Source organism: Butyrivibrio fibrisolvens (genome assembly GCF_037113525.1).
In the GTDB taxonomy this organism is placed as follows: Bacteria; Bacillota; Clostridia; order Lachnospirales; family Lachnospiraceae; genus Butyrivibrio; species Butyrivibrio fibrisolvens.
The window spans coordinates 22,028-42,398 of the sequence record NZ_CP146963.1; the positions used below are offsets into that span (position 1 = coordinate 22,028).

8 protein-coding genes are annotated in these 20,371 nt (G+C 39.2%); all 8 read left to right on the forward strand.

All coding sequences use genetic code 11. From position 1 onward, the window contains the following. Nucleotides 1–48 precede the first annotated feature (48 nt). Nucleotides 49–4,305, forward strand: a complete 4,257-nt coding sequence (locus tag WAA20_RS00090) for an Ig-like domain repeat protein (RefSeq protein ID WP_073389331.1) — start codon at nt 49–51, stop codon at nt 4,303–4,305. Nucleotides 4,306–4,573: 268 nt separating this feature from the next. Further along, nucleotides 4,574–8,143, forward strand: coding sequence for a glycoside hydrolase family 2 TIM barrel-domain containing protein (locus tag WAA20_RS00095; protein WP_073389330.1), 3,570 nt, complete (start codon nt 4,574–4,576; stop codon nt 8,141–8,143). 283 nt (nt 8,144–8,426) lie between these two features. Beyond that, nucleotides 8,427–11,297, forward strand: coding sequence for a hypothetical protein (locus WAA20_RS00100; protein WP_073389328.1), 2,871 nt, complete (start codon nt 8,427–8,429; stop codon nt 11,295–11,297). A gap of 323 nt (nt 11,298–11,620) precedes the next feature. Then, nucleotides 11,621–12,565: an FHA domain-containing protein gene (locus WAA20_RS00105; RefSeq protein ID WP_073389327.1), complete on the forward strand. Its 945-nt coding sequence runs from the start codon at nt 11,621–11,623 to the stop codon at nt 12,563–12,565. 32 nt (nt 12,566–12,597) lie between these two features. Beyond that, nucleotides 12,598–12,849, forward strand: coding sequence for an EsaB/YukD family protein (locus WAA20_RS00110; protein ID WP_073389325.1), 252 nt, complete (start codon nt 12,598–12,600; stop codon nt 12,847–12,849). Then, nucleotides 12,849–14,570, forward strand: coding sequence for an FHA domain-containing protein (locus WAA20_RS00115; RefSeq protein ID WP_073389324.1), 1,722 nt, complete (start codon nt 12,849–12,851; stop codon nt 14,568–14,570). Before WAA20_RS00110 ends, WAA20_RS00115 begins: the two co-directional genes overlap by 1 nt. A 16-nt stretch (nt 14,571–14,586) precedes the next feature. Next, nucleotides 14,587–15,615 carry an AAA family ATPase gene (locus WAA20_RS00120; protein ID WP_073389322.1) on the forward strand — a complete coding sequence of 343 codons (1,029 nt, stop codon included), beginning with the start codon at nt 14,587–14,589 and terminating at the stop codon, nt 15,613–15,615. Between the two features lie 52 nt (nt 15,616–15,667). Continuing rightward, entirely contained in the window at nt 15,668–20,248 is a 4,581-nt protein-coding gene (gene essC / locus WAA20_RS00125) for a type VII secretion protein EssC (protein ID WP_073389320.1), read from the forward strand. Nucleotides 20,249–20,371: the final 123 nt, after the last annotated feature.

The window sequence follows — 20,371 nt, forward strand, 5'->3', positions numbered from 1 at the left end:
GCTGATGCTTGTAGAGATGGTTAGGTATTCAAGGAGGAAATTAAAGTGATGCACAGTAAAAAATGTAACTTGTTCTTTAGAGTTACAGCGCTTTTGACAGCATGTTTTATCGTAATTGGTATGAGCGGCATTCAGACACTGGCAGAAAGTGGAGGAAGCTCAGATGCTCCACAGACAGAAGTAACGACTGAGGAAGGTGGATCGGAGAATAAGAATCAGGCGAAAGAAGAGGAACATAAAGAAGATTCTGCTGGTGCAGGTGGTTCTTTAGAGGAGAATGAAAAACCTGCTGATGCAGGATTCTCAAGTTCTAATGATGAAAACAATGGAGAAACAGGAGACTCTTCAACTGAGTCAACTTCAGACGTTGCAGCAGAAAGCTCTACAGAATCGGCTTCTGATGCTTCTACAGAGAGTTCTTCTGAAGATGCAGCCGAGGAAGCTTCTACAGAAGAAGCACCTCAGGTACTTGGCGCACCCAGACTTAAGAAATCATTGGTCATCTCTAATGGACAGATTATATTTGCGAATGACGCAGAGGAAGAAAATGATTACAGATGGGATAAGGACAACCTTCTTAGAACAAGAGATGAAGTTACTATTTCAGTAGATGTTAATGTTGAAGCTGTAGATCCGTCTAATCCCCAGGCAGAAAAAAGAACATCACCGGCAATTTATGGCGTTTATGTTGAAATAGAATATAAGAACATTGAGACAGAATGTACAACTTATGCTGAAATGCACCATGCAGGGAACGGAACTTATACATATACATTCCCTTCAAATGTAGCTGCATATGAGATAATAAAAATAACTGCCGAGGATATTTACGGCGTTGCTACAGAAGATTCTTATTCTAAAGAAGATGCAAGTGGTAAAGAAAAAGAAAACAATATCTTCCGCAATATATCTATAGAAAAAGATCACTTTATTGGGACAGATTCTCCTGATAATTCTAAGAAATATATTGCTAATTCAAAAAGATGTCTGGTTGCTGGAGAATATGCATCTCCTGCATATGAAGATAGCGACTGGATCTCACTTCAGGGAGAAGAAGACCCATCAGTATCTTTGACAGTTTTCTTTACAGGATGGTTTTATGATAGTGGTAATTTCAAGGTTTCACTTGTTCCTGTAGATGAGAGTGGTAACGAGGTTGCAGGTACACCAATAGCTGGAACTATCAAGTCATCTGGCTGTATCTTTTGTCCATATTACGAAATAACCTTCGACCTTCCTGATGATAAGGATCAGTATCAGATATATAAGCTTAAACCTGAAGGAGATTGTTGGTTTAATATAGCAGTAAACTCTGTTAATGCAGATGGTCTTATATACGTTAAGATCGACAGTACAAGCCCTGTTGTCAAAGATATCGAAGTTACCTATGACGAAGATGATGATGGTGACGATAAGGGAGTATCCGGAACATATAAGTTTGGTGAAGGTCAGGAAAGCGTTGTATATGCAAAGAGAGATCTTACTCTGACTATCAATACATCAAATTCCTATGACCCTTCGATCAATGAAGCAAATGCAGAAGTAAGCACGGCTTCAGGTCTTTCTAAATTACAGTACGTTATATATGATGATCTATGCCCTTATGGAAGCGAAATAAAAGAAATAGAAATTTCGGATAAAGCTATTGATGAGTGTGAAAATATAAAGATCACTCTTCCTTACGAAAGCCAGAATCAGGGTCCTGTTAAGATTGGAAGTGTTGCGCTTGTTGACGAGGCTGGCAACCTGACATATGTAATTAAAGGTGATACGGAAGACGAAAACTATAATAACTATACAGCTACAGACAGAATAGAACCTGTAAGCTATGTAATAGATAGTGTAGTACCTGTAATCAGATTTACAGAACTTGAGGGCGAGGAACTTGGCGACGGATATCCAACAGACCTTGCATCAACAACATATTTCTTCAATCATGATATTTCAGGAAAGCTCACGGTAGAAGAAAGATACATCAAAGAAGTAACTCTTAGCGAAAGAGACGGTGGTAAAAAACCAGGACTGTCAGGTCAGGGAGAAGAGAATCACGAACTTGAAGCTGCTTCTGAGTATACATTTACATCTAATGGTGATGGTGACTATATATTTAGTGCCAAGGCAGAAGACATGAGTGGTAATATCTCAGATCCTGTTGATGGTCCATGCTTTGTAATCGACTCAACAGCACCTGTGATCACTGTAACATATACAGTAGGTGGCGAAAATGTTAAGCCTGAAGGCAAAGATAAGAGTTATTACAAAGATACAGTATATGTAGAGATCAGCATTGAAGAAAAACACCTTCTTGAAGAGGGAATAGATGCTGTAATCACAGGAACCAAAGCAGATGGAACAGCTGTAGAACTCAAGGTTACAGATTGGAATCACAGTGAAGGTTCAGATCACTGGACAGCCAGAGTTGAGCTTTCTGATGATGGTGAATATGCACTTAGAGCAGTTGCAACTGATAGAGCAGGTAATACATCTGACACATATGAAGGCCCAGGATTTACTATTGACCGTACAATTCCTGTTGTAACTATTACTTTTGATAATAACTCTGCTAAGAACGGTTATTATTACAACGCATCAAGAACAGCTACAATTACTGTTAAGGATTACACATTTGACAGCAGTAAATGTGAGCTTACAATGAACGCTCCTGACAATCTTCCTGCAGAGGGAGAATGGGCAGCAGCCGGTGATCAGACTTATGTAAAGACTGTAGCATTTACAAAAGATGGACGTTACGACTTCTCGTTCAAGACTACAGATAAAGCAGGCAACGAATCTGAGACACATACTATAAGTCTTTTCATAATAGATACTACAGCACCTGTTGTTACAGTAACCTATGATAACAACGATGTTAAAAATACCTATTATTACAAAGATGTGAGAAAAGCGACCATAAAGGTTGATGAAATGTCATTTGATGAGACTTTGGTTGATGTAAAGTCACAGGCATCTGATGATGACACACCAATGGCTGAGCTTCCTAAGCTTACAACCTTTGCTGCAAATGAAACGAAGAATGTATATACTTCTTCAATGTCTTTTGCTAAAGATGGTAAGTATGGATATACAATTGTAGTAGAAGACCTTGCAGGTAATAAGTCAGAGATATTTACAAGTGATATTTTCGTAATTGATACTACAGTTCCTGATATCACATTCACAGGTGTTGAGAACTATTCAGCTAATAACGGAGTAGTTGCTCCTGTACTTATCTACAAGGATCTGAATATTGACTTCTCTAATACAACTGTTGTTATGAAGGGTGCAAACCACGGAGAAGTTACACCAGAGTCCAAGCAGTCTACAGTATTTGACACAGTAACTATCACATACAGTGACTTTACTCATGACAAGGATACTGACGATCTGTACACTCTTAGCGTTAAGATCACAGACCTTGCAGGTAACGTAGCAGAAGAAGAGCTTGTATTCTCTGTAAACAGATTTGGTTCTGTATATGTTATTAGTGAAAACACTCAGGAACTTACAGAGCAGTATTATACAAATGAGCCTCAGGATGTTACTATCACAGAGATCAATGTTGACAGCCTAACATATAAAGAGGTTTCAGTCGACAGAGATGGTGATAGTGAAGTTCTTAAAGAGGGCAAAGACTACACAGTAACTGTCCAGGGTGATGACAAGTCATGGAAATCCATGACATATACAGTCAAGGCAGATAACTTCGAAAAAGATGGTAACTATTCTGTAATGGTATATTCCAAGGACAGAGCTACCAATACACAGGACAACCGTTCTGCAGAAAAAGAGATCGAGTTTGCCGTTGATAAGACAGCTCCTTCTATCGTAACTTCCGGAATTGAAGAAGAAGGTGTATACGAGGAAGAAGGCCACGATTTCATCATCAATGTATCTGATAACATGGGATTTGAGAGTCTTGTAGTATATGTAGGACAGGATAAACTTGAGGAACTTGTATCATTTACAGATGAGGATATCGAGAAGCAGGGCGGTACATTAACAATTAGCCTTCCTGAAGATGACAAATATCAGAATGTAATGATCCTTGCAACAGATGTTGCTGGAAATCAGTCTGAGAAAGATTTTAACAACGTATTGGTTTCACGTCAGGCGAAAAAGATTATAGAAGACGAGGAAGTATCTAAAAACGATGAGATCAAGCCTTTAGTTGAGCCGGATACAGATCCATTTAAAATCTGGGTAGCAGTAGCTGGAGGAGTTGTAGGAGCTTCAGGCTGTGCAGGAGCAGGCGTATACTTCTGGCGCAAGAAGAAACTTGGTGTAGAACCAAATACAAAAAAATAAGACGCTAGATCAAAATAGCTTTTGAAATGATTTTGATCAGACGTTAAATTAAAACTAATTTTTATATAGTTTTGATATTATGAATAATAAGGTCGCATGAATCGGATATGATTCTTGCGGCCTTATTTTTGTACGCTGAGTGGTGTATGTTTCAAGATGATTTATTAAAAGGAATAATAAATTCATTGCTATCGAATAATATCTACATGTTTGCTAAAATACAAATAGTTGGCTTTAAATATCGTACTAATACAAGAAAGGCAGACACATGAGATACTTATTTGACGGAGGCTGGAAGTTTCTTGAGACAGGCCTTGATACTACATTTGATGATATTCAGAAGATTAAAGACGACTTTAAGAAAGTTGAGATTCCGCATGACTGGCTGATCTATGACAGTACAGATCTGTATAGAGACGGACTTGGCTGGTATTCTAAGGATTTTGAATACGAAGAGGATGCTGACAAAAGATGCTTCATAACCTTTGAAGGAATCTACATGGACAGTGAAGTTTATGTTAACGGAAAGAGTGTATGGACCTGGAAGTACGGATATTCCTCTTTTACCTTCGAGTTAACAGATTATCTGCAAAAGGGTACTAATAATATCACTGTATCTGTAAGGTATCAGAGCTTAAATACTAGATGGTATTCTGGCGCCGGTATTTACAGAGATGTATGGCTTAACATAACTAGCGAAACTTGCCTTTCAAATGATGGCGTTTATATATCTTCAAGGCCAAGCGGGGATGATTTCATACTTAGAATTGAGTCGGAAGTTAGCGGAAGTAAGGCAGATACAGCTTCTATCAGCGCGGCTTTGGATGGCGTAGATATTGAAGAACTTGGATTATCAGAAAAAGTATCTATCATAGATGCTCCTTACTGCGACTACAAAGAGCTTGAGTCCGGGATAAAAAGATACAGATATGTAAACGAATATCTTGTAAAAAATCCTAAGAAGTGGGATCCGGATAGTCCTAATCTTTATAACATAAAAGTGGACTTGCTTGTTGATGGCAGAGAAGTTGATGAATACAGGACAAGAGTAGGATTCAGACATATAGTTCTTGATCCTGATAAGGGATTTATCATTAATGGCAGAAATATAAAGCTTAACGGTGTTTGCGAGCATCACGACCATGGCGCTCTTGGAAGTGCATATAATTCCAAAGCCATGAGAAGAAAGCTCACTATGCTTAAGTCCATGGGAGTTAATGCTATAAGAGGAACTCATAATATGGTGGCTCCAGATGTGCTTGATCTTATGGACGAGATGGGCTTTGTCTTTATCTCCGAAGCTTTCGATATGTGGAGGAAGTCTAAGACTACCTATGACTACGCAAGATTTTTTGACGGCTGGCACAAGAGAGATGTGGCAAGTTGGGTTCGTCGTGACAGGAACCATGCATGTGTGGCATTCTGGAGTATCGGTAACGAAATCTATGACACCCATGCGGATGAAGATGGCCAGAGGATAACTAAGGAGCTTTCCGATCTTGTTAAGGAATTTGATCACAATGGTAACGGAAGACCAACAATAGGCTCAAACTACATGCCATGGGAGAATGCTCAGAAGTGTGCAGATATATTAGGAGTTGCCGGATATAACTATGCAGAGAAGTTTTATGAAGAGCACCACAAGGCACATCCTGGCTGGGTCATCTATGGAAGTGAGACTTCATCAATAGTACAGAGCAGAAACATATATCACTTCCCTGCATCGGCAAGTGTCCTTTCAGATGATGATGAGCAGTGTTCAAGCCTTGGTAACAGCCAGACGAGCTGGGGAGCTAAGAGCACGGAAAGTTGTATCAGAGTTGACAGGGATACGCCTTTTTCCATGGGACAGTTCCTGTGGACTGGCTTTGATTATATAGGAGAGCCGACTCCGTATCATACCAAGAACTCATACTTTGGCCAGATAGATACGGCAGGTTTCCCCAAAGACGTATTCTATGAATGGCAGGCCGCATGGACTGATGCTGGTAAAGCACCAATGATCCACATCTGTCCATCTTATTGGGATTTCAATGAAGGTCAGACTATTGATATAAGGATCGTGACCAATGCTCCTAAGGCAGAGCTGTATGTAAACGGAGAAAGAATTGGAGATCACGAATTCTCTAATAAGCCTGGCTCAGGAAGCAAGATAGAATGGAATCTTCAGATTCCATATACAAAAGGTATAGTTGAGGCAAGGGCTCTTGATACAAATGGTAAAGTCATAGCTATTGATGTCATTAAGAGCTTTGAAGATGCAAAAAAACTTTGCATAAAGCGTCCATTTGAAGAGGGAAAAGATCTTATAGCAAATACTAAAGACCTTGCATATCTTGAAATATCTGCGCTGGATAAAGACGGCACAGAGGTAGCCAACGCCCAGGATAGAGTTACAGTAACAGTAACAGGAGCAGGAAGACTGGTTGGCCTTGATAACGGCGACAGCTCTGATCTTGACAGCTATAAAGGAAACAGCCGAAGACTTTTTGGTGGTAAGCTTCTTGCAATAATACAGACAACTGGCAAGGAAGGCGATATAGAGGTAACAGTTACTGGTGAAGGGTTAGAGGAATCAAAGTATACTTTTAGAAGTGTAAAAAGACTTGAAGGAGGTATTGAATACACTGTAAAGAGCTTTGAAGATAGCATCGAACATTCTGTTAAGAGTGATAGGTTAGATGAAATAGGTAGCAGCTATACTAAAAAGATACTCTGTTATGAACCTCTTGAAGCCTTAGAAGCTTGCTCAGACAGAGTCATAAACCTTGGTCAAAAAGACGAAGTACCGATCCGTAAGCTTGAGCTTGTAAATGAAAGCGGCAGCAATATCTTTACCCAGGATGATAGAGAAAAGGTATTATCAGTTAAAATCCTTCCTGAAAATGCAAGCTATAAGGATGCCACATTCGAGGCTGTAACTGAGTTTGGAGCAAAGTCCAATATAGCAGAGCTTGAAGTTATAGATGGAAAGGCTGTAGTAAGAGCCAAGGGTGATGGAAGATTCTTCGTAAGAGCGCTTTCAAAGAATGGTAGCGACAAGACAAGAATCATCTCATACATGGACTTTGAAGTTAAGGGAATGGGAGCTGCGTTCCTTGATCCATACAACTTTGTATCAGGAAGTATGTATGAAAGCTTTGAAGGCGAGATTGGTACGGGTAATGATAAGGGATTTGCTACTGCTAGAGGCCAGAAGACGATTGTTACATTTAACAGACTCGATTTTGGAAGAGACCTTGCTGATGAGATTACAATTCCGGTTTTTGCTTTAGATGAAGGAACCAGTAGGATCAAGTTATGGTCAGACGGAGAGGTTGTACTGGATGAGATATACGATAAGCCATTTATGTGGAATGTATATCAGGAAGTGACATGGAAGCTTAAAAAACCCCTTACAGGAGTGTGTGATCTTAGCTTTGAAACTTGGAATAAGCTCCATATCAAAGGCTTTGAGTTTAAGAAAAATAAAAGAGCATTCAATGAACACCTTGCTGTGGATGCAGATGAGATCTATGGTGATACTTACACTAAGGAAGCGGATATTGTATCAGGAATTGGCAATAACGTATCACTCGTTTATAAAGATATGAACTTTGGAGATGATAAGCCTTCCAAGGTTACTATCTGCGGAAGGGCAAGAGATGGACAGAATACCATCCACATCCTGTTTGAAGGCGACGGTATAAGTACAAGAGAGATACTTGAAGCTTATGAGAGCGATGACATCACCGAGTATTCTTTTGATATAGGTAATATAGAAGGTGATGGAACTATCACATTTGTATTCCTTCCTGGAAGTAATTTCGACATGAAGAGCTTTAGATTTGGAAAGTAATAAATACTAAAAGAAGATATCTCAAATAGAATAATTTTCAATAAGCGGTGAAATGCTGTTAACCATAAGCATTCACTGCTTATTTTTTATTAGAGATATCTATTTAAATATATACAAAAAGTATTAATTATTGCGACTTATCACAAAATAATTGCGATCCATCACATAAAAAATGCAGTTCGTCGTATAAAAAGTGCAATTCGTCGGATACAAAACTTTCAAAAATATATAAATAGTAAACTGGAACTATATGTATATTGATAATGCAAGTGGGAGGATTACTATGAGTCGTATTAAATGGAACCTTGATCAACTCGAGGAAGTAAGACAGCAGCACGAAGAAGCGATGTCATCAACCGAACAGGTCATAGAAAATGGAAAAGCTGACCTTGCATCAATGACAAAAGAAGTGTGGGTAGGAGAAGATGCAAATATAGCAAGAAATCAATTATCTGACCTTCTTAATAAAGAGATGGTAGAGACCTGGAAAGAGCTTGATGCATGTAATAGTGCAATACAAAAAGCTCAGAAAACAGCGTATGAATCCAAGAACTTTTGTAATGGATTTCCGCAGATATTCTACAGCGGGTCTATGCCTTCAGACGGGGATCAGGGAGCATGCAGTGGGGAACTGCTCTGTGATTCTGGAAATAGTGAAGAACTCAAAAGTTTTATGGATGCAGCCGGTAAGGATGCACTAAACGTAAAGAGTAAGGTCGAAAGCGCTGAAAGCCTTCTGGCAGAGCTTGAAACAGATGTTGCAAAGTTTGATTATTCATCATATACAGATCCGATCAAAACACAGACTCAGAAAGTTGCAGATCGAGCAGAAACATATAATAATGCCGTAAGCAAATATGTGGTCAAAACAACTGAAATGGATAACGATCTGGCCAGGGAGTTGTTAGATGCAACACCTTCAATGGTTCCGAATCCATTTGATCCTTCATGCCTCCTTCAGGCAGACTCTGTTCATATGAAAGACGGAGACGTAATTAATTTTCTCGATGCATCTAAAAGCATTCAAGTTTCTAATACTCTTAGTATGTCCCAAGATCCAAGCGCTATAAATACAGTGTATAAAAAGTCTAATTATACAGCTACGAATCTTGCATATACATCTTCCAACAGTACAGTTACAAATCTTAAAAGTGTTACAAATGCAAAATCCTATGCAGCCGGTGCTGGCAATGGCGGAGCTACTGATCCATATGCCCAGTACAAAACAGGAATTTCAGAAATTGATAAGCGCATAGACGAATTATTCGAGGAATATGGTGATGACCTGAATGGCCTTGCAGAACAGGGCGTAATCTGGGAAGACTGCGATGAAACCACCAAAAAAGCTCTTGCTGCTATATATGATGTAAGCATTGAAAATGTTGACCAGAGCTTTGATAATTCCGAATGTGAGCAAGACAGAGCACGAGTAGGAAATATCCTGCATACTGTGGCAGATTTTGGCGGATGCGATGTTCCTGAGGTCTTCAATCCTGAAAGAATCGCAGATTTTGAAACATATCTGAAAAAAGATGGTGTTGGATTTGAGATAGTTCAAACACTAAAAGAAGCTCAAAAGGGTGGCGGTAATAATGTACCGGCATTCTCATATCTTGATGTAAGCATTGTTGATGCCGGAATATCTTTTGGCTTCAGAGATCCGGATAATGCAGATGATGTAGAAGAGAGTGCATTCTATACAAGTGAAGACAGGGCTCTTAGATATATCAAGAAGTGTGAAGGAGAAAAATCCGGCTGCTTTGAGCATGAATATTCCCTGCTTGATCCCCAGGAAGGAACTCCTCAGGAAGCACTTGCTAAGCAGTATGCTATGGCAAAAAGCTCAGATGACATGACTTTCCTTGACAGGTTATTTAAGTCAGATGAAAGCTACAAGGATGTATTTTCCGGAGATCCTGGAGAACTCAGTTCCAATGTTAAGCTGATTCTGGGTAATCATGCCAATATACTTGCGGCTGACTCAAATGGCCCTGATTATAAAGAATACTTCGATTTCTGTAACGCTGTAATAAGCGATCCTGTATATGCAGATAAATATATTGAAAGCGTAGCTGTCGGAAGTGGACTTGCTGCAGATAGTATCATAGAGGATGTATGGGCAAAAGATTATTCCGGTGATGCAGAACAGGCTGTAATAAAAGAGCTTAACAAAGCTAATAATAATGAATTATTGTGGAATTCTATCTATGGAATATATAAAGAGAAATCCAAAGATGGCATGGTCTGCAATATGAAGATAGATCCTAATGGTGGCGTTGACTTCCAAAATGGAGACAGCTTTACATTCTCATGGTCTATACTTAGTACGGGAAATGGAGCAGACTTAGGATCTGATCATAAAGTTGTTATCAATGCATTAAATGGAGAATCAGCTACAAACTGGATATGTGGAGCAGAAATAGAAAAGCTTGAGAGATTAAAAGAAGAAGCTGCAAAGGATGTTGCTATTGATACAGCATGTTCTCTCCTTGGAATTTATTGTAAAGAAGCCGGAGAAGGCTTGAAGCTTATTGTGGATTTCAGTAAAGATCAGGCAGGAACAGCTAAAGATCAGGCATTAGACGCTTACGGAAACATAGGAAAAACAGAAAAATCCCAGGTTACACTTTTCAATGCTTTGGATGGATTATTCTCCAAGATAACCGGATACAATACACAGAAAGATCTGTTTGGAAAAATCTCTGACACAGCGTTGGCTGATACTGTAATGGCATATCAGTGTGACGGCAAACCGTACTATTACACTAAATTAAATGATTATTATAGAATCAAGGCTCTCAAAGATTGGGATAAAGATGGATGCAGTGCCCTTTATGGAACTGACGGAGATAAAGCAGAAGCATACTGGGGAGGTCTTATAGAGAACGACGAGATAGTTGATAATATCAGGAAAAATACTACATCGCTCTGGATAATCCATAATTATACTGACGAAGAAATAAAGGCTGCACTTAACGCAATTGTATACGGATGTAATGATCCAAATCACAGTTCCGGCGATTATAAATCTGTAAGAGATATTCCGACAGAATTAAGAATTGCATGCATAGATCAGCTCAATATCAATAACGATAGTAACTATGGAAATGTTGATGAGGAGTATTCCTCTCATGTTGATGATTTAGAGGACTGATATATAAAATAGTCATAAAAGTAAATATGAAGCATTTTTGATAAATTTCGGGAGCGGTGTAAAAGCGCATCGCTCCTGATTTTTACAGCATTTTGTCCGATGAAATGCATTTCGTCGGATAAAAAATGCATTTCGTCGGATGACGAACGTACAAAGTGTAAAAAAAGGTATAATTACATCAGTTTTAAAGCGCATCAATGGGCAAGTCTTAAAGAAATCAGCTACACACTATTGCAAAAAAACAGGATGATGTAATAGATAGTTTAGCTGCAGGAAAAGCGGGATGTTTTCTTGCAGCTTTAAATATATTTGGGGAAATCCTTATGAAATCAGTTCAGTACAGCGACCATGTCGCATTTTCGATGAGTCAGGATGAACACATAGTATATCTTGGACAGAAAATATTAAAAGAAACATATCATGCCAATCTTATACCGATACTCGAGATCCTGAAGAACGGACAGACAAGGCTTTTATACAGTACAGAAGGAATGACAAGCCTTTCCGAAGTTGCGGATAAACTTAGCGTTTCTTATAGGTCAATGATTCTCAGAGGTCTGGCACAGACACTTAATATGATCGAAGAGCAGCCCTTCTGGAAAAAGGAATATCTGGATATAAGAAAACAGTACATTTTCATCGACATGGCGAACGGAACACCAGGATTTATACTGACTCCCGTAGAATCGTGGGTAACAGAAGATAAAGACAGCTGGATAGCAAAGTTTGAAGATGTTATAAAAATGCTCGTACCCGTTGAAGAATCAGAAATGTCTGAGAACTTCATAGAGCTTATCTCAATGCTCGATAGATTATCAAAGGCTATAGAAACTAAAGAAACGGACATTCAGCAGGAAGCCAAGATCTTTATTTCATATCTTATTGATAAGTGGGCAGCAGATGATAGCGTTTCAGATTACATAGATGAGGGTGCAGGACAGGAAAACAGAATCCAACGAGTCGAACTAAGATATAATGGAGCTTATGGTTCCTTTGGAATTTATATTGGTAAAGAGATATTCATAATCGGTAAGGACCCGACTTGTGATGGAGTAATATCCATAAACAGTGCCATTAGTAGAAATCATGCAAGAATAATACTAAGACCTGACGGCTGCTATGCAGAAGACCTTGGAAGCACTAATCATACATGGCTTAATGGTCAGCTGCTTTCGCCAGGTAGTCCTGCAAGGCTCAAAGAGGATGACATGTTAAGACTTGCCAATATGGACTTTCAGGTACACATAGAGAAATTCGTCGAAATGTAAAAATTTTTCTAAAAAGATAGAGGCCATGAATAATGGAAGATAAAGTAATAGTTATTTTTAAAAGAAGGTCGTCAGATCCGGGAATAGACATCGAGATCCCAACAGATATAACGGCAGCAGAATTAATATATGGACTTAATCAGGGACTTCATCTGGGTATAAATGTAGACGATCCGATTCATGCATATATGAGGGCAGAGAATCCCATAGCGCTAATAAGAGGTGATGTAACCATTGAAGAGTTAGGGATAAGAAATGGTTCTGTGATAGTTATGGAGGAATGATGAAAAAGAGAAGATTATTATCAGCATTACTAATTACATTTACATGTATTCAGTTATTTTCGATAAGTTCATATGCAACAGAGACTGCGGCAGAAGGAAGCAGTATAACAGAGAGCTCTGCGGAAAGTTCAGCTTCAAATGAATCAAGCACTGCTTCAGAGGAGGCAGCAACCAAAGATGCCAATGCAGAAGCTGAAGATATCGAAAACTTTATAAATCCTAAAGAGCCAACAACGAAAACTGTTCAGGATGCGACGGAATCTATTCTTGAGATCAATGTTCTTTTCATAGATGACAATGAAGTAAGACATATGGTCACATGCGGAGTTGGATTCCTACTGGAGACATCAGAAGGCGACCAGTACGTTATATCTACAAAGGATATCGTGTCTCCTTCCAAGAAAACAAGAGAATCTGTATACCAGCAGCTTGGAATCTCTAACGAAGATGACGCATGGGACAAGATCAAACTTCAGATAGAAGTTGCTTACGAAGGAGACGTTGCAACATCTGCAAGCGTCGCTTATTCATCCAAAGAGATGAATCTGGCAGTACTGAAACTGGACGATAAGGTATATAACCGTACACCACTTACTCTCCTTGTTGATGATAAAGAGAAATCAGATAAAAGAGCTTTCGCAGAAGCAGATGATGTATACGCCCTTGGCTTTCCAAGCATGAGTAAGATCCTTGATGATGCGATCGATTATTACAGCACAAAGGATGTTGTTACCCTCTCAGGTAAGATAACAAATATCACAGAGAAGAACAGCAGCGAAGTCATACTTCAGACAGTAGCAATGCAGTCAAGCATGTACGGCGGACCACTTGTTAATGATCACGGACTGCTAATAGGTATGAACACCCTTGATAAGGAAGGCAACTATTTTATATCTATCAGCTCCAACAGCATCATGAAAGTTCTTAAAGCTGTCGGCCTCGACACAGTCAACGTTATGACAGCAACAGAATATGATGAGTATCTCAATCCACCTGAAAATGAGAAAAAAGACGACAAAGGCAATGGTGATGTTGAGAATAAAGAGACAATAGTACAGGTAATTCCCAAAAAGATATTCATTCTGATATTTGCTCTTATAGGAGTGATCCTGGTAGTTCTTATTACTTTGATAGTAGTTATAATAAGAAACTCAAAGCCAAAGAAAAAGAGCAAGAGACAGCTTCAGAAAGAAAAAGAAGAAGCAATAATGTCAGGCAAAAGATTTGAAGATCAGAGTGAAGTCGAAGAGGAAGAGAAGCCTGTTGTATCAGGAGAGATAAAGTCAAAATCAAGAGAACTTCAGAAAGAACCTGAGATTCAGCCAGACACAAGCAATGTAAGAGAATTCCACCCTTCTGATAATCTTGCCGCATCATCAGAAACAACCGTACTAAGCGCAGGAATGAACCCTTCTCCGAATTCATATGCTATCGGAACTCTTATATGTAAACGTACAGGAGAGAACATAGTAATAGATAAGCCCGTATATCGTATAGGCAAGAACGAAAATTATAACGATTACTGCATACGTAATAACACAGCCGTAAGCCGTATGCATGCCGAGATTCACGGAACAATGCAGGGCGCCGTGATCATAGATGTCGGATCTACAAACGGAACATTCGTAAGTGGTAACCGAATTCCTCAGGGTCAGCAGATACCACTGCATCCGGGAAATGTTATCAGCTTTGGCGATGAAGAGTTTGAATTTCGCAATTAAAGAGTGATTAAGGTAAATGAACAAGAAAACATTACTTCTCGTTTCAACAGATGAAGAATACAACCTGAATATTGAAACAAAGCTTGCGCTGCAGCTTTCCTCTTCGGTAGTACTTGAGATCATATCTGACATCCTGTATTTGGAAGAATACCAGAAGAAACCGAGAAAAGTCAGCTTACTGATAGTTGAAGAAAAAAGCGTATCACTGATAAGCCAGAATCTTCAGGCAGAAAAAGTATTGTTACTGAGTGAAGATACGATACTTAAAAGTGATAACCGTATCAGTAAGTTCGGCGGAGCACAGGCCATCATAAGAAGTCTTCCGGCAGATCTTATAAGAAGCGGAATGCTCAGTAGCCGAAAGACGCACATCATAGATGTTTGCTCCGTGGCAGGTGGCAGTGGCAAGACAGCTACAGCCATATGCGCAGGAATCAGGATGGCTCAAAAAGGCAAGAAGGTCCTGTATGTGAATCTTGAACCCTTTCAGCATTTCTACAACCTGTTAAATCCGGACACAACACGAAGATATATGTCTGACAAGCTTATTCATGCAATAGCAATAAACCCCCATATGGCTGCGGATTGCGCACTTGAAGAAATGATCCATGAACAGATCGATATATTACCACAGCTTAAGGGACTTACAGGAACATATCAGATAACATTTACATCACTGCTTGCACTTATCGATGAGCTTGCAGGAAGACAGATATACGATTATATAATTGCAGAATTCCCTGAAGGCCTGACTTCAGAAATACAGATGAGACTATTTTCCAGCGAGACTATCCTTGTTACATGTATGCAGAATAAGGATAGTGCAGAGAGAATAAAAGCCTTTGCTGAAATAATGAAAACTCTGTCAGGACAGCTTTATATAACATGTGGAAGATGCGAGTCCAATAAAGAAAATCATATCAATGAGATTTCACATAACCTTGGATACCCGGTATGTGAATATGTTCCACAGATCAATGATTATAGTATAGATAATCTGTTAGACAGAGGATGCTATAAAAACACAGCAGCAGCGTTAATCTAACAAGAAACGCGAATGCGAACACCCGATAAAACCGGAGAAATTCGAAACCAAAATGAACTACAGTATCATAATTTACAGTAACAAGTTTTATAAAGAGATACCCCTTGAGAACAAAACCTCACTCTCAATAGGTAATACCAAGGAATGTCAGCTGAGATTTGGTAAGGACAGATTCTTTGAAAAGTTTCGCCTGGATGTTTTGAAACAGGAAGACAAATATATCCTTACAGTATCAGGTAATATCGACATGAGCACGGATAAGACAATAAAGGAAAAAGTTCATTTCCTTAATGTCGGAGACCGCATTGCCGTTAATTATGAAGATTCCGGTATAGCTTTTCTCTATGTAGAATTTGCATATGATTTTGGTATACATTCAAAAGATTACAATATGAAGATAAATGTCCCAAGGCAGGGACAGTTCCTGATGGGTTCAATGTCAGGATGCGAGATCATCATAAATGATCCCGTAATAGGTAAAAGCTATCTTTCTGTAACTTCTGTAGAAACCGAAAGAGGATGTGAATATAAACTTGATATATCTCATGCACCATTTGCAGTATCTGTAAACGGATTCCCGGTAAGAGCTGATAATGCTATTTTTACTGAAAATAGTTTTCTTTCAGTATACGGACATGATTTCTATTTTAGAGACGGTGCCTGGTATGTAAGTGATGATGGAAAGGTAACAACATCCTTTGATTGCCAGCACATCAAGCAGTCCAATAATGAACTTCAATATCCTAAATTTGTCAGAAATTTCAGACTTCAGTATAAGGTCCCTTCAGACAAGCTTGAGATCAAAGACCCTCAGGAAAAGGGTGATAAAGATGATAAGGAACTCTTTTGGACTATCCTTCCAATGTTGTCATCTCTTTGTATAATGGTTGGTCTTAGAAGCTTTGTATTTAAGGGCGGAGCTAAATTTGCTTTATACATGGGAGCGATGATGGGTGTCAGTATCGTTATGACAATCATCAACTTCTTCAGAAGCAAAAAGAAGCAGCACAGAAAAGATGTTGAAAGATATGAAAAATATGAAGAATACATGGACCGTAAGGAAAAAGAAGTACAGGAAGCCCGTCAGCAGGAAAAAGAAATACTGACGATCATGAATCCTTCGGTCACAGAAGCTGTTGATCGTATCAGAGACTTCGATGCACACCTGTTTGAAAAAGACAGAGATCAGGACGATTTCCTGAATATAAGAATAGGCGTCGGAAGAGTAGAATCTCAAAGACAGGTTACTTTCAAAGACCGCGATTATATTGAACTGAACGACCCTCTTATGGAATATCCGGAGAAGGCTCATGATAAATATCAGTACATAGAAGAAAATCCAGTAACTGTAAATCTTAAGGAAATAAGCGGACTTGGAATTGTAGGCAACAGACAGGGCCTTCGCAATATCCTGTATAACCTTATCATTGCAATATCAGCCCAGCACTTCTTCAACCAGGTACATATGTTCCTGATCATCAAACAGGAAGATATAGCTGATTTTAACTGGACCAGATGGATTCCTCATATGACAGATGATGAAAGCGGAATCCGTTATATATCCTATGATGAAGACACAAGAAAAAGATTACTGCAGTATCTTTATTCAGAACTTAGCGCAAGAAAAAATGATAAGAACTCTAATAAAGTAGTAAGAGTTCATTTAATTGTTTTCGTATACAGATCAGATGAGATAAACGGACATCCTGTTACAGAACTTGCAGAAGATGCCAAGGATCTTGACTGTACCTTTGTATTTCTTGATGAGTATCCTGAGCAGATCCATTATGCAATTAACAAGGTTATATTCCTTAAAGATGGTGACAATAAAGGAACACTTCAGGATGTGGAATCAGCTGAGATCGTTCAGGAATTTAAGTATCCTGTTCTTTCATTAAAGCAGGTATCAGATGCAGCTATAAAGCTTGCTCCTGTGTATGTTGAAGAGATCAACATCGACAGTTCACTTCCTAAGAACATGTCACTCTTTTCACTCTTAAAAGTAATGAGTGCATATGATCTTGATCTGGATAATAGATGGAGCAGTTCAGATATAACAAAAAGTATGGCAGCTCCTATTGGTGTTACTGCAGACGGAAGCGTACTTAGTCTTGATATACATGAAAAAGCACACGGCCCTCACGGCCTTGTAGCAGGAACTACAGGTTCCGGTAAATCAGAGCTTTTACAGACTTTTGTACTGTCTCTGGCAACCCTCTTCCATCCTTATGAACTTAGTTTTGTTATCATCGACTTTAAGGGTGGTGGTATGGCCAACCAGTTCCGTGACCTTCCACACCTTAACGGTGCTATCACAAACATTGATGGTAAGCAGATCGACAGATCACTTAAATCGATCAAGGCAGAGCTGATGAAGCGTCAGAGACTGTTTGCACAGTTTGACGTTAACAGGATCGACGATTATATCAAGCTCTTCAAGGCAGGAACAGCCAAGGTACCGCTTCCTCACCTTATACTTATAGTCGACGAGTTTGCCGAACTTAAGACAGACCAGCCTGAATTCATGAAAGAGCTGATCAGTACAGCCCGTATCGGACGATCACTTGGCGTACACATGATACTTGCAACCCAGAAACCTGCAGGTGTCGTAAACGATCAGATCTGGAGTAACTCCAAGTTCAAACTCTGTCTGAAGGTTCAGGATGCATCAGACTCCAAAGAAGTACTTAAGTCCCCTCTTGCCGCTGACATCAAGGAACCGGGACGTGCATATCTTGAAGTTGGTAATAACGAGATATTCTTACTGTTCCAATCAGCATATAGTGGAGCGCCTGCAACAATGCTGGGCGTAGATGAACAGAAAGAGTTTGAGCTTCGAGCAGTCGGACTTGGTGGACAGCGACAGATCATCTACCATCAGGAGAAGAAGAAGCAGGAAGAAGCAGATACTCAGATGGATGCGATCGTAGCACATATTCATGAATATTGTGAAAAAAATAAGATCGCAAAAATGTCACCTATATGTCTGCCGCCCATTGAGAATAAAATACCATTTACTCTTGAAGGATTTGAAAAGAGCGAAAGCGATATATGTATTCCTCTGGGAATATATGATGATCCTGATAATCAGGTTCAGAAGGCAACAGAGCTTAACCTGACCATGAACAACACACTTGTTGCAGGTGCATCAAGATCAGGTAAAACAAGCCTTCTTCAGCTGATCATCAGATCAGTATGTGAATTATATACACCGCAGGATGTAAATATCTACATTATCGACTTTGCATCCATGATCCTTAAGAAGTTTGAAAAGCTTAAGTTTGTAGCTGGTGTCATCACACCAAGAGATGATGATATGCTCAAGACCTTTGTAAAGATGATAAATGAAGAGGTCGAAAAGCGTAAGAAGATCCTTGCAGAAAGCGGATATGGTTCATACAGCATATACAGACAAAGTGGTCATAGAGATCTTCCACAGATCATCCTTATGATAGATAACTTTGGTAACCTGAAAGAGCTGTATGAAAAGTATGTTGACGTATTCCTTATGCTCTTTAGAGACGGTAACAGTGTAGGAATTACTGTAGTTACAACAGTTACCCAGGCATCAAGAATCGGTTACAAATACATTGCAAACTTTGGACAGATGCTGGCTTATCACTGTGCATCATCAGCAGAGTATTCCAGCTTGTTTGAAAAGTGCAAGATGGAACCTGATGATACTCCGGGTCGATTCCTTATTTCAATTGACAGAACCATCTACGAAGGACAGACCTATGAGGCATTTGATGCAGAGGATGATAGTAAGAGAATTGAAATCATTGATGAATATATAGAATCAGTAAATGAGAGATTCAAAGATTCTAAGATCAGACGTATTCCTATCATGCCTAACGTTGTTGGAAGAGCATATTTCGACGAGATTGGATATCAGGCCAAAGCGCCATATGAGATTCCTGTCGGTGTTGATTATCTCACAACATCGCTTAAATCCATCGATCTCATGGAATATGACTTCCTTGGAATGCTCGGTGTCAAAGAGCATGGTCTTTATGATATGGAGGATTATATCATTTCAACACTGCTTGAAAGAAGGAAGGAACATCCTGTTGAAATCCGTATCCTTGACAGAATTGACAGACACTTCGAGTGGACCAAGAAATATGAAGACAATGTATTGTATACTTTGAACCCTGGAAATGCTCCTTTCTTTGTAAAAGATATAGAGCAGGTTATGGCTGAAAGATATAATAACAAGCTTGCAGGTAAGAACGTTGAAGATGAACATGGCATGATGGTACTGTTCATCAATAACCAGGATTGTTACAGTGCTATTGATAATAATGCTGAGGCATCACAGATGTTTGCAAGACTTACTAACAAGTACAGACAGATGGGCCTGTGTATTATCATGGGACAGCTTCCTAATACCGGACTTAGCTATGGTGCTGCACAGTGTATCAAGAATGCAAGAGATGCTCTTAGATTCTTCATGTTCTGTAACCTTGATGAACAGAGAAACCTGGATTTCTCAATGTCTGTTACAAGAGAATTTTCAAAAGCGCTTACAACTAATGAAGGCTATTATGTTGAAGGTTCTCATATCACAAAGCTGCGCACAGTAAAACCAGATCAGCTTGGAGATGAAGATGAAAATGATATAATTGCATAAATTTGGAATGATAAGGCGATGCTGCATGGCATCGCTTTTTCTGTTGAAGGTATCCGACGAAATGCATTTCGTCGCATGAAAAATGCATTTCGTCGGATAATAAGGTGACTAAATGCAAATGAG

Coding starts and splice junctions, on each gene's coding strand:
- WAA20_RS00090 (WP_073389331.1), top strand. CDS start 49: ATGCACAGTAAAAAATGTAACTTGTTCTTTAGAGTTACAGCGCTTTTG.
- WAA20_RS00095 (WP_073389330.1), top strand. CDS start 4,574: ATGAGATACTTATTTGACGGAGGCTGGAAGTTTCTTGAGACAGGCCTT.
- WAA20_RS00100 (WP_073389328.1), top strand. CDS start 8,427: ATGAGTCGTATTAAATGGAACCTTGATCAACTCGAGGAAGTAAGACAG.
- WAA20_RS00105 (WP_073389327.1), top strand. CDS start 11,621: ATGAAATCAGTTCAGTACAGCGACCATGTCGCATTTTCGATGAGTCAG.
- WAA20_RS00110 (WP_073389325.1), top strand. CDS start 12,598: ATGGAAGATAAAGTAATAGTTATTTTTAAAAGAAGGTCGTCAGATCCG.
- WAA20_RS00115 (WP_073389324.1), top strand. CDS start 12,849: ATGAAAAAGAGAAGATTATTATCAGCATTACTAATTACATTTACATGT.
- WAA20_RS00120 (WP_073389322.1), top strand. CDS start 14,587: ATGAACAAGAAAACATTACTTCTCGTTTCAACAGATGAAGAATACAAC.
- essC (WP_073389320.1), top strand. CDS start 15,668: ATGAACTACAGTATCATAATTTACAGTAACAAGTTTTATAAAGAGATA.